The sequence below is a fragment of the Parashewanella curva genome, from assembly GCF_003675895.1.
Taxonomy (GTDB): Bacteria; Pseudomonadota; Gammaproteobacteria; order Enterobacterales; family Shewanellaceae; genus Parashewanella; species Parashewanella curva.
In genome coordinates this window covers 65,887-78,899 of record NZ_ML014759.1, presented here as the reverse complement: position 1 = coordinate 78,899, position 13,013 = coordinate 65,887, and the positions used below count along the sequence as shown (strand labels likewise).

The 13,013-nt window shown below is 43.8% G+C and carries 9 protein-coding genes; 5 read left to right on the top strand and 4 right to left on the bottom strand.

Features of this window, described 5'->3' with window-relative positions; translation table 11 throughout:
- Positions 1-110: 110 nt before the first annotated feature.
- The 4 genes from D5018_RS04625 to rraB all read left to right on the top strand — a co-directional run bounded on the left by D5018_RS04625 (position 111) and on the right by rraB (position 5,382).
- On the top strand, positions 111-2,390 hold the full coding sequence (locus D5018_RS04625) for a nitric-oxide reductase large subunit (RefSeq protein ID WP_121837835.1): 2,280 nt from the start codon (positions 111-113) through the stop codon (positions 2,388-2,390).
- A gap of 185 nt (positions 2,391-2,575) precedes the next feature.
- Positions 2,576-4,126, top strand: coding sequence for a nitric oxide reductase transcriptional regulator NorR (gene norR / locus D5018_RS04620; RefSeq protein WP_121837855.1), 1,551 nt, complete (start codon positions 2,576-2,578; stop codon positions 4,124-4,126).
- Between the two features lie 120 nt (positions 4,127-4,246).
- Positions 4,247-4,978 (top strand): 1-acylglycerol-3-phosphate O-acyltransferase, encoded by a 732-nt coding sequence (locus D5018_RS04615; RefSeq protein ID WP_121837834.1) that lies wholly within the window; start codon positions 4,247-4,249, stop codon positions 4,976-4,978.
- 8 nt (positions 4,979-4,986) lie between these two features.
- A complete protein-coding gene (rraB, locus tag D5018_RS04610; protein ID WP_121837833.1) occupies positions 4,987-5,382 on the top strand; it encodes a ribonuclease E inhibitor RraB in 396 nt (131 codons plus the stop codon).
- Positions 5,383-5,446: 64 nt separating this feature from the next.
- Here rraB and D5018_RS04605 read toward each other — a convergent pair whose 3' ends face one another.
- The 4 genes from D5018_RS04605 to D5018_RS04590 all read right to left on the bottom strand — a co-directional run bounded on the left by D5018_RS04605 (position 5,447) and on the right by D5018_RS04590 (position 11,339).
- Positions 5,447-6,433 carry a sensor domain-containing diguanylate cyclase gene (locus tag D5018_RS04605; protein ID WP_121837832.1) on the bottom strand — a complete coding sequence of 329 codons (987 nt, stop codon included), beginning with the start codon at positions 6,431-6,433 and terminating at the stop codon, positions 5,447-5,449.
- On the bottom strand, positions 6,433-7,443 hold the full coding sequence (locus tag D5018_RS04600) for a response regulator (RefSeq protein ID WP_121837831.1): 1,011 nt from the start codon (positions 7,441-7,443) through the stop codon (positions 6,433-6,435). Before D5018_RS04600 ends, D5018_RS04605 begins: the two co-directional genes overlap by 1 nt.
- Positions 7,444-7,771: 328 nt before the next feature.
- Positions 7,772-10,693, bottom strand: a complete 2,922-nt coding sequence (rapA, locus tag D5018_RS04595) for an RNA polymerase-associated protein RapA (RefSeq protein ID WP_121837830.1) — start codon at positions 10,691-10,693, stop codon at positions 7,772-7,774.
- A 232-nt stretch (positions 10,694-10,925) separates the two neighbouring features.
- Complete coding sequence (locus D5018_RS04590) at positions 10,926-11,339, bottom strand: lysozyme inhibitor LprI family protein (protein ID WP_121837829.1); 414 nt, start codon at positions 11,337-11,339, stop codon at positions 10,926-10,928.
- A 212-nt stretch (positions 11,340-11,551) separates the two neighbouring features.
- On the opposite strand from D5018_RS04590, the gene D5018_RS04585 reads away from it, so the two are divergent.
- Complete coding sequence (locus D5018_RS04585; protein ID WP_121837828.1) at positions 11,552-12,946, top strand: PhoH family protein; 1,395 nt, start codon at positions 11,552-11,554, stop codon at positions 12,944-12,946.
- Positions 12,947-13,013 lie beyond the last annotated feature (67 nt).

Below are 13,013 nucleotides of genomic sequence, written 5' to 3'. Positions count from 1 at the left end.
ATTGTTACCCTTTTAAAACAATAAGTTAACAGCTTGGCACGAAAGCCGCAATAGTTACGCAAACAAGAGTTCGAAAATCGCTTTTGGGAAGTGGAACGCAAGGGGCTGTTATGAATAAACAAAAACTCACTGCCATCGCACTGTTAATGGTGCTGGTGGCTTCATTTACCGTACTGCTCAGTTTGGGTAGTGATATTTATCGTGAAAAACCACCCATACCTGAGGCTTATACCGATAGCCAAGGCCAAGTGGTATATAGTAAAAATGATGTTGAACAAGGTCAGCTGGTATGGCGCTCAATGGGCGGACATCAGCTTGGTTCAATTTGGGGACATGGTTCGTATGTCGCACCCGACTGGACAGCAGACTGGCTACACCGCGAAGCACAAGCTTGGTTGAATATCACCGCAAATCAGAAATATGGTAAAGACTTTTCATTATTGAGCAGTTCTCAACAAGCTGGTCTTGAGCAGCTTCTGCGTGAAGATATTCGCAAAAATACCATTGAAAAAGACGCTAATGGTCGAGAATTCGTACGATTATCGGATACTCGAATCAGTGCTATTGAGCAAGTTCAACAGCATTACATTGCTTTATTTGGCGATGATCCTGCACTGCAACCATTGCGTGAACAATATGCAATGAAAGAAGGGACAGTGAATACCGCTGAAAATCGCCAAAAGCTTTCTGCTTTCATTTTCTGGGGAGCATGGGCGGCAATCACTGAGCGTCCGGGGCTTGACCATACTTACACCAACAACTGGCCGTTTGATCCACAGCTGGGGAATACGCCGACTTCTGATAATATCGTGTGGTCTATTCTAAGTATCGTTATGCTGATTGCGGGTATCGGTGCTCTTGTTTGGCATCACGCCAGCGCTAAGCACGATCCACTGCCAGAGCCTGCGAAAGAAGATCCATTATTTTTCACTAATCCAACGCCATCACAAAAAGCGGTTTATAAGTACTTCGTAACCGCGGTGGGTCTGTTCTTATTACAAATTTTCTTAGGGGGCATTACCGCGCACTATGCAGTAGAAGGTCAAGATTTCTATGGTATCCCACTGGCTGAAATTCTACCTTATTCAGTCGTACGTACTTGGCATACTCAGCTTGCTGTATTCTGGATTGCCACTGCTTGGTTAGGTACTGGCTTATACATAGCTCCGGCATTATCTAAGTATGAACCTAAGTTCCAAAGAATAGGGGTTAACGTACTTTGGGTTGCGCTGGTTGTTGTGGTACTTGGCTCTATGACTGGTGAATGGTTAGGCGTACAGCAGTACTTTGATTTAGACATGAACTACCTGTTCGGTCACCAAGGTTATGAGTACATTGACTTAGGTCGCGTATGGCAAGTATTGCTACTTGGTGGTCTATTAATTTGGTTGGCATTAGTCACAGCGGCTATCAAACCAGCATTGGGTGACAAAGGTGAAATGCGCCCTGTGATTTGGATCCTTTACGCATCATGTGTTGCCATTGGTCTGTTCTATGGTGCAGGTCTAATGATGGGCAAACACACCAACCTTGCGATTGCTGAATACTGGCGTTGGTGGGTGGTTCATCTATGGGTAGAAGGCTTCTTTGAAACCTTTGCCACTTCTGTAATCGCGCTAATGATGGTTCGATTAGGGCTTATCAGAGCGAGAAGTGCTAACGGTGCGGTATTGTTCGCGACAGTGATTTTCTTAACGGGTGGTTTGATTGGTACTTTGCACCACTTGTACTTCACTGGTGCACCAACTGCCGTTATCGCTTGGGGGGCAATCTTCTCAGCATTAGAAGTAGTACCGTTAGCCTTGATTGGTTACGAAGCGGTAGAAACTTATCGTATGCGTCGTGCAAGTCCTTGGATGCAACGTTATCACTGGGCGATTATGTTCTTCGTGGCAACCGCATTCTGGAACTTAGTGGGCGCAGGTATCTTAGGCTTCCTCATTAACCCTCCGATTTCACTGTACTTTGTACAAGGTTTGAACACTACGGCAACTCACGGTCACGCTGCATTCATGGGGGTATATGGCATGTTGGGTATAGGTCTAATGCTGTTCTGCCTACGTGGATTAACCGGGCGTTTACAGTGGAATGATGGCTTATTGAAAGGCGCATTCTGGAGCTTAAACATTGGTCTAGCGGCGATGGTGTTCATCTCACTTCTGCCAATGGGTCTAGTGCAGTTCTTCGCCGCTATCGAGCACGGCTACTGGTTCGCTCGTTCACCTGAGGTGATCCACAGTGCTTTGGTTGAGAACTTAGTATGGTCACGCATGATTGGAGACATTATCTTCGCTCTAGGTGGCTTGTTCATTGCGATGTTCTTGTTTGACCTTATCAAAAAAGCCATTGCACAACCTAAACCGATTTCTGTTGAAGGTGAGCTGGCATAACTCTACCCGAAATGAAATGGTGACATTTCAATACGAAAGGTAAAAGGAGTCCTTGTGGCTCCTTTTTTAATATGGATCAAGTTCTGGTTGGCAGCAGAGTGTTAAAGTGACGCTGTAATAGTGACAATAGCATGTAACGGAGAATACCTATGGCCGCCCAGTCTCAGTACACTCAGGAGGCAGTTATGGCGTTAAGTCAATCTGATCTAACTCGCCTTGCGTTAGATATAACCTCAGGTTTGGCGAGCCGTGATCGATTCTCGAGTTTGCTTAATACCCTCAGAAAAAATTTACATTGTGATGCCGCAGCGCTGTTGTCCTATAACGGTACTTACTTTACCCCTCTCGCTATTAATGGACTGCACGATGACGTGCTAGGTCGCCGATTTATGTTGGACGAGCACCCACGCCTTGAAGCCATTGCTCGCGCCGGTGATATCGTTCGTTTTCCTGCTGATAGTGAATTAGATGATCCCTATGATGGTTTGATCCCTAATCAGCAAGATGAACTGAAAGTCCATGCTTGCATTGGTTTGCCGCTGTTTGCCGAAGAGCGTTTAATTGGTGCGGTGACCATTGATGGCTTCGACCCAATGCAATTTGATCAATTCACTGATTTCGAATTGAGAAGCATCAGTGCCATTGCGGCAGTATCTCTCAATAATGCCCTAATGATGGAGAAGCTTGAGCAGCGAGCGGTACGTGACCAAGCACATCGCAGCGATGCTGATCATCATTCTCGTCATTCTGAAATTGACCTCATTGGTCAATCGTCTTTAATGAATGCGTTAAAGCAAGAAATTTCTGTGGTGGCGAAAAGCGATCTTAATGTGCTGATCAGTGGAGATACAGGCACAGGTAAAGAGTTAGTGGCCCGCAGTATTCATGGTCAGTCCTCTCGTTCAAACAAGCCATTAGTGTATTTGAATTGCGCGGCTTTACCTGAATCAGTGGCGGAAAGTGAGCTATTTGGTCACGTAAAAGGAGCCTTCACAGGGGCTATCGGTCATCGTCGTGGTAAGTTTGAAATGGCCGATAACGGTACCTTATTTTTAGATGAAATTGGCGAACTACCGTTAGCATTGCAAGCCAAGTTATTACGGGTATTACAGTATGGTGATATTCAAAAAATTGGTGATGATCATAGTCAGCATGTTGATGTTCGCATTATTGCCGCTACCAATAAAGATTTAAAAACGGAAGTGATGGAAGGACGATTTCGTGCCGACTTATATCATCGCTTAAGTGTATTTCCGATTCTGGTTCCACCATTGCGAGAACGAGAAGGAGACATTACCGTACTCAGTGGTTTTTTTGTTGAACGCTATCGTCAAAAATTAGGCTTAAAACACCTAAAACTTAGCCCAAGTAGCTTGCTGCTGCTGAATGGCTATCATTGGCCGGGGAATGTCAGGGAGTTGGATCATGCTCTGCACCGTGCAGCAATTCTTGCCAATGCTCATACCGAAGATGAAATCTGTACCATTAAACCACAATATTTTGAGCTTGCTGGCGAGATGGAAGGACTAACAGGACAGGCGCAGACGACTTCGAATTCGCCATCAATGCTACCGATTAAAGATCTCAGTTTAAAAATGGCGGTAGATGAATTTCAGTCCGATTATATTCGCCGCGTTTTAGCAAACAATAAAGGTAATTGGGCAGCAACGGCACGGGGTTTAAAATTGGATCCTGGTAATTTGCACCGTTTAGCTAAACGCTTAGGGTTAAAATAATTTTGCGGTTGAATTTTGTTCAACTTTTGTGCCGAAACTCACAAAGCGGTATTCTTAGCCGCTTATTTTAGAGAACAAACTCAAGTATACTAGGCGCGAATTTGTTTTCGGAGTGTGTCCGTGCTGTTAGTATTTCGTAGTTTGATTTTAGCTTTTCTGCTGGTGTTAGTGACGATTGGTGGGGGCTTATATTGTTTATTGCGTCCTCGTCACCGTAATAATGTTCACTTCATGGCCTCTATATTTTCTAAGGTTGCCCCCATTCTTGGCATCAAGTTGATCATTCGTGATAAAAAGCACGATGATGCTAAGCCACAAGTGTTTGTTGGCAATCACCAAAATAATTTCGACCTATTTACTCACACCGCAGTTGTACCTAAAGGGACAGTGAGTTTAGGGAAAAAGAGCTTAGCTTGGATACCCTTTTTTGGGCAAATTTATTGGCTGTCAGGTAATATTCTGATCAACCGTAGCAATCGCCACAGTGCAGTCAGCACCATGAGTAAAGTGGCGGAAAAAATCAAACAAACTGGACTTTCTGTATGGATTTTTCCAGAAGGCACTCGTTCGCGAGGACGTGGCTTATTGCCATTAAAGTCAGGTGCATTTCATACCGCGATTCAATCTGGCGCGCCTATCGTGCCAGTGGTCGCTAGCTCTCAAGATCATATAAAACTCAACCGTTGGAACAATGGTGTAGTGATCATTGAAATGCTAGAGCCTATCGCAACGAATGGACTTGAAAAAAACGATGTTCGACAATTAGCCGATAACGTTCATCAAAAAATGAAGCATAAGCTAGAAGAATTAAACCAAGAAGCGCAGCTGATGATGCGCCCTCAAACTCAATAGGAACGGTCATGTCACGTCAAACTTTACTGCAAGAACAATACGCTGAAAATCGCGAAATTGTAGAAGCGATATTAGCCGATGGTTCACACCCTGCAGCGGAATACATTATTGAGCATCACTTTGCCTGTAGCAATTTTGATCGCCTAGAAAAAGCGGCGGTTGATGCGTTTAAACTTGGATTTGAAGTTACGGATGCAGAAGAAGTTGAGCTGGAAGATGGAACGGTTTTATTTTGTTTTGATGCGATTGCGAATCATCAATTAGAAGTGGAGTTATTAGATCAAGCCTGTGAACAATTGATCCAGCTGGCCACCAAACACAATATTGATTATGACGGTTGGGGCACTTATTTTGTTGATGAAAATGGTGAGCCTGTTTATGACGATGAAGAAGTGTTGCACTGATCGTCTATAAATAGAGTGGCCATTATAATATAGAAAGTTAATGGCCATCTTCGTTGATAATAAATTAATGCAGGTTCTTCTCGCTATCAGTATCTCGATAGATAACACTGCGGTTGCGGCCACTTAATTTTGCTCGATACAAGGCTTTATCGGCCAGTGAAATTAGGTGGCTGATATCACGAATATTATCATTGATGGTACAAATACCAAGGCTGATGCTAACGCTAAACGTTTGCTCATCGTCGGTGGTAAAAGTCAGTGTTTCAACGCTTTTTCTCAGCCGTTCGGTGAAGTGTAACGCGTCTTCTGCTGAAGTACCGGCTAAGATCACTCCAAACTCTTCACCACCATATCGTCCAGCACAATCGGTTTCTCTTAATGTTTGAGTTATGGTGTGTGCCACTCGCTGGATCACAGTATCACCCATTTGATGACCGTAATTGTCATTAACGGCTTTGAAATGATCAATGTCTAACATAACTAAGCTTGCGGGCGATTGATAACGAGTAAAGCGTTCAAATTCTCGCTCAAGACACTGCTGCCATTGACGACGATTTTGCAGTTGAGTCAGTTCATCGGTTTGACTTAGGCGCTCAAGAATTTGATTGGCTTGGTTGAGTTGTAATTTCTTGATGGCCATGTCAGTAACATCGTAAATAATGATACTGATGCTGGTCACTTTGCCAGTAGGGGATAATAGTGGTTGTAATGTAACGTTTTGGTACATGTGTTCGGCGCGGCCAGTGATGGGGCGATAATTTTTGAATTTGAACACATATGGACGTTGTTCCCAACTGATGAAGGAGCGGTTCTTAAGCAGGAATACGGATTCAATTTTTTGTTTTAGCCAGTTCGCATCCAATTCAGGAAAAGCATGAAATAAGTTCTTATCGAGCAACTCTGAAGGCGCAGTTCCACTATGATTTTCCATAAACCCATTCCAGAGTTTAATCTCATAGTCACTGTTTATTACCACGATACCAACATCGACCGTTTGTACTAGATCGAGTAACCAGTGAAACTCGTTAATTGTGTTTGGATTATTGGTCATCACGATTCACCCTCAATATTAATCAGGTAGCTCAGTTTGTTATTTAAAGCAGGCAAAGAGTCTTCGGTGAACAACAACAACAGATCACATTGAATATTATGATCTTTAATATGATAGTTGATTTCCATCGCTAATGTTCGTTGCCACTTTTCTGCATTATCGTGGATCAATTCATCAGCCGTACAATGTCGACCTAATATTACAGGATGGTTTTGACTAAAAGAAATATTTAGCTGATCAGAAATGCCATTTAAAAAAGCACCAATAAGGATGTTACCTGTATCTACCATGACTTCGATTTCAGCTTGAGATGAGTCAGGGTGGCAAATATTCATTAGCTTAGCCATGTCATCAAAGCTGGAATCATGGAATAACAGTAACGCTTCTCCAGCGACTCCGGGGCCGATAAAACCTTGGCATAGTGCAGAGACTTGGCGGCAATTCTCAGTTGCCTTTAACGCCATGGTTAACTCACTCACTTCGAGTACATTAACCGCGGGGATCGGCAGTGGAACATAAATATCAAGCAAGGTTGCCAGTAGATCGGCTGCACGCCCCATCGCTACATTAGCGATTTCCTGACAGGCGTCCCTCAGATTGACTTTAATCTCAGGAGTGTCAAACGCTGAAATGACATCAGTGCGTTGATAGATGCCATATTCTTGCAAAATATGTTGTACAGCTTCAGGGCTTACAGGCTTTTGTATAAAGTCTACGGCGCCGAGAGCTTTCACTTTTTGATATGCTTGTTGCTGAATATCACCTGATACCACAATGATTAAAGCAGGAAGATCTAATTCTTGAACTGTTTTCAGCACTTGATAGCCATCCATAACAGGCATGGTGAGGTCTAAAAATACGACTTCACCTTGTCCAGCTTTGATGGCTTCTAATCCTTCTACGCCATTAGTGGCAAAGGTTACGCTGACATTCCAATCTGAGGGTAATATTCTCGCCATTTGTTTCCTTGCCATGGCTGAGTCATCACAGATTAATACCTGAGTGGTCATTACGTTACTTCATCCTTAAAAATTCATCACTCTTTGGTGATGTTTTTACCGCTCTTAGGCGTTCTTTTAGTTGTTGAATTATTGAGCTTTATATCGAAAGTTGACGTCAACTTGCTGACAGTTCAATGTTTTTTGACGGAAGCAATACTACCACATTTGATGTGGATTTGAATTTGATATTGAAGAAATTTCAGCCTAATTGGAGTGGTCAGGGGTGTAAATGTTCTAATTTTTCATCAACTAAAAATGGCAACAAAAATCGCTATCAATTAGATTTGTGAAAATAAGCCGAGATAATGTTATCTCGGCTAGGGGATTTGAGGGGAGTTTAAGCGTGGCTAACTAAAACCAGACGGATTGCATCAAGCTGTAACGGGCAATCGTCCATGTAACCGTTAAGCTCTGTCATTTGGTCTTTAAGGTAATCCAATTCATCTTCACGAATATTTGGATTTACCGCTTTTAAAGACTCAAGTCTGGTAAGCTCAGCACTGATTTTCTGGATCATGGTTTCACGCGCTTCAGTGACTAGCGTTTCTAGTGCCACTTGCGCCACTTGTTCTGCCTTAGGCAATAGTGGGGCGATTTGTGCTTGAGATGCAGTAACCAATTTGCTGCCAATATGACGGTTTACAGCACTTAATTGCTGGTCAAAACTGTCGTAGTCCACTTTAGATGATAAGTCGTTACCGTTTTTATCCAGTAGGACTCGAATGGGGGTTGGTGGCAGATATCGATAAAGCTGGCTGGCTTTCGGTGCTGAAGCATCGGCCATGTAGATCAGCTCAAGGAATAGAGTACCGGCTGGAAGCGCTTTATTCTTCAATATTGCGACACTGACGCTGCCGGTTTCTGAACTGGTGATCAGATCTAAACCGGTTTGTACCAGTGGGTGTTCTTCGGTGATCAAGGCAATATCATCACGAGATAAAGCTACATCACGATCGAAGGTTACTGTCATGCCATCTTCAGGTAATCCTGGATAAGTTGGAAACAGCATATTTTCAGATGGCTTGAGGATAATGGTATTTTCGCCATGATCTTCTTGGTCGACACCTATGATGTCCCAAAGTCGAATCACCGAGCCAACCAAATTCACGTCTTGATCTTTTTGCTGTAAACGCTCAACAATCGCCGCTGACTTGTTACCGCCATGAGAGTTGATCTCTAACAGCTTATCACGACCTTGTTCCATGGCTTGCTTTAGTTCTTTATAACGCTGCTGAGTGTGATTCATTAGCTGAGTCATCTCGTCAGAGTCACCCGACACGAGGGCCGATAATAGTGGTTCGGCGAACTCTTTATACAGCACATGACCGCTAGGGCAGGTCAACTCAAAGGCATTAAGCCCTTGGTGATACCATTGCATCAACTGTTCTTGGGCTGTTTCAGCGAAATAAGGTAAGTGAATATTTACATCGTGCTGTTGACCAATACGGTCTAGACGACCAATACGTTGCTCCAATAGATCTGGATTTAACGGTAAATCGAACAAGACTAAGTGGCTGGCAAACTGGAAGTTACGACCTTCTGAGCCAATTTCAGAGCAGATCAGGGCTTGAGCGCCTGCTTCTTCTTGGGCAAAGTAAGCGCCAGCTTTGTCACGCTCGATAATCGACATACCTTCGTGGAAGACGGTCGCTAAAATGCCTTCACGAGTACGCAGTGCTTCTTCAAGACTGAGCGCCGTTTCAGCTTGGCTGGCAATGATCAGTATTTTTTGACTGCGATTATTTTTTAGAAAGTCGATAAGCCAATCAACCCGTGGGTCAAACTTCCACCACTCAGAATTTCCAGCATCAAATTCTTGGTAGATTTTTTCAGGGCTCAGGGCTTTTTTTACTTTGAGCTCAAGTTGAGCCACACCTGTCGCTGTCCCTGTGGACATCATAGCGCTAACGCGAGCGGCGGTGCGATATTGCTCAGGTAAAGCCTGCGGGTGAGTATTCAAAATACGTTGTGGGAAGCCTTTAACGCCCGCACGAGTATTGCGATATAAAATGCGCCCAGTGCCGTGTCTATCGAGCAATTCTTGTAGCAGTTCATCTCGAGCTTGCTCACGCAGTTCGGCATCAACATCACTGGATTGGATCATTTGGATCTGAGGGTTGATGTCTTTTTCTGACAATAGCTCAGTCATGCTATTGATGGCATCATCTGATAACGCTTTGTCAGCGAGCAAGGCTTCGGCAGCTTCAGCGACACTACGATAATTTTGCTCTTCGGCCAAGAAGGTTTCGTAATCATAGAAACGATCCGGATCAAGTAAACGTAAACGGGCAAAGTGACTTTGATGACCGAGTTGATCTGGCGTTGCTGTTAGTAGAAGTACACCTGGCACCACGTCGCTTAGTGCTTCAACAATCTTATAAGCGCGGCTTGGATTATCTTCCGACCATTCAAGGTGATGGGCTTCGTCGACAACCAGTAAATCCCAGTCTGCATCAACAGCTTGCTCTAAGCGTTTCTTCTTGCGAAGCAGCTCCATTGAGCAAATGACTAATTGCTCAGTGTAAAATGGATTGTCGTTATCCGCGTAAGCTTCTACACAGCGCTCTTCATCAAAAATAGAGAAGCGCAGGTTAAAGCGACGCATCATTTCAACCAGCCATTGATGGCGCAATGAGTCAGGTACAATGATAAGAATACGTTCGGCACGACCCGTTAATAGTTGTTGATGTAAAATAAGACCCGCTTCAATGGTTTTACCTAAGCCAACTTCATCTGCCAATAACACCCGTGGTGCGAAACGCTGGCCGACTTCATGAGCAATCCATGTTTGGTGCGGGATCAACCCCACTCTTGGGCCTTGCAGACCTAAAATATCGGAGGTAGCCAGTTGATGACGTAAGTTTTGGGCTCTGTAGCGCAAACCAAAGCGATCAAGGCGGTCGATTTGACCGGCAAACAAGCGGTCTTGAGGCTTGTTAAAACGGACATTATGGTTCAGTAGCGTTTCACGCAACTCAGCGGTTTCATTGGTGTCGAGACGAGTACCATGATAGATGATCAACTGGTTATTTTCTTCAATCTCAGAAACCGTAAGCTGCCAACCTTCGTGGCTTTCAATGGTATCTCCGGGATTGTAAATAACTCGAGTTAAAGGGGCGTCTTCTCGGGCAAACATGCGGTTGTCACCAGTAGCGGGAAACAACACGGTGACCATGCGGCCTTCAATTTGAACAACAGTACCTAAACCAAGATCAGTTTCTGTATCACTGATCCAACGTTGACCCAAAGCAAATGGCATGTGAATTTCTACTCTATCTTCTAGGCTGACTCAAAAAGGCGCGTATCTTACACATTAGGCAAACAAAATTGCAATTGCCGATGGTAAGTTAATGGCGATCTTCGTCTTTATGTTCAAATTTGAGGCAATTGCTGGTTAGCATCAGGCTCAATGAGATTGGACAGTTTTTTAGCCAGTCTGATACAACAAAGGCTTTAGCCTATACCTCGCCCAACAGAAACTCAATCTGAATTTACTTGGGGCTGGGTAAAGCGGGTTTATCGCCGGATAAAGTTTGCATGTAAGCTTGCCAGATCTCCACAGTTCTAGCTTGAGTCAGGCGAATTTTACAATCTAACATCATACTGGGCGCGATAGTACCGGGTAAATAAATCTGGTATACGGTATCGCAGTGTTCATCAGCGTATTGCTGCCACAATTTTTGCTCATTTTCTAAGGCTTGTTTTGCCTCTGCAGGCCGTGAGTGTTGCTTGAGTGCTTGTTGCCAATATTGTTCTTGCTTAGTTTGTGCTTGTTTCAACTGGGTTTGCTTGCATTGATTAATGCTTACGGTATTGGAAAGATGTTGGCAGGGATCATTCGCGTGAGCGACCCCACTGAAAGCACAAGTGACCGATAATATGAGTCGTAGAGAAAAAATTTTCATACATTACCCCAGTCTATATAAGGCTTTAACTGCATTCATTAAAATTTTACACAAATTTCCGTATCTTTTTTGGTCAGCATACGCTTTACTAGTGGTATCAACAAGTCGAAATATTGTCATGGAATGGACATAATTTTGAACCATCATCACTACTTCAACAAAGGGGGCTTCAAACCAAACTTTCTTATACCAATCGCATAAATGGAGGCGCCATGGACCGAGACGACACCAAGCTGTTTGTATTAGATACTAACGTGTTATTGCATGAACCACTCGCAATTTATTCTTTCAAAGAACATGATGTTATAGTCCCCATGACGGTACTCGAAGAACTCGATACCATCAAAGATAGAAAACGCGATGTGAGTCGCGACGCCCGAGTTGCCATTCGTACTCTCGAAGATACGTTAGGTGGCAATATTACCCCAGAGCAATTGGTACACGGTGTACCACTTCCTGTCAGACCGGGACACGAAGACGCAACCGGACACCTCGCCGTTTTCCCCGACCATTTAATTGAATTCACTATCGGCAGTTTAACTGGCGATAACAACGATAACCTTATTCTTAACACGACATTACATTTACAACAGCAGCATCCTGATCGTGATGTTGTGCTAGTCACCAAAGACATCAATATGCGCCTCAAAGCCAAAGGGGTGGGTATTGAGCTGGTTGAAGATTACCGCCGTGATCAAATTATTGATGACGTGCGATTCTTAACCAAAGGCTTTCATCAATTCCAAGGCAGTTTTTGGAAGAATGTCGGCAATATTGAAACTGAGCGCCTAGGGCGTAAAACGGTTCATCAGTTGCCATTATCTGAAGTCGACACAGATCTTTTGTATGTGAATCAATATTTGATTGACGAAGAGTCAGATTTTTGTGGACGAGTAAGTAAACTCGACCAAGATCATGTGACCTTTCAGGATCTCAACCGTGAACGGATCATGAATGCCGAAGCGTGGGGCATTCGCCCTAAAAATGTGTATCAGGGAATGGCGCTCCAAGCTTTGCTTGACCCTGATATTGATATGGTGATTTTAACTGGCCCCGCAGGTTGTGGTAAAACCTTATTGGCGATGGCGAGTGCACTTGAATTGGTGGTGGAGCGAAATCAATATGAGAAGATCATTGTAACTAGAAATACTCCAGAAATTGCTGAATCTATTGGTTTTTTACCCGGCACTGAAGAGGAGAAAATGGGTCCTTGGCTGGCGGCTATAACCGATACGCTTGAAGTGCTGCATAAACATGATGTTAATCCGGCTGGCAGTTTGAATTACATTATGGATAAAGCCAATATTCAGCTTAAATCCATTAACTTTATGCGAGGTCGCTCGATTCAAAATACCATCGTATTATTGGACGAGTGTCAGAACTTAACCGCCTCACAATTGAAGACCATGATCACACGCATGGGGGAAGGCACTAAACTGATTTGCTGCGGTAATCTCGCGCAAATTGATTCTAACTACCTCACGCCAGTAACGTCAGGTTTAACCTATATTGTTGAACGTTTTAAAAACTTTGATGGCAGTGCCAATATTTATTTAAACGGAGTCGTACGTTCTCGATTGGCAGAGTTTGCCGAAGAGTATTTGTGATGATTCTCTGTTCATCCGCCCAAAACGCCCTAAGTGGGCGTTTTTGTTATGAGATTTCAGTGACAGC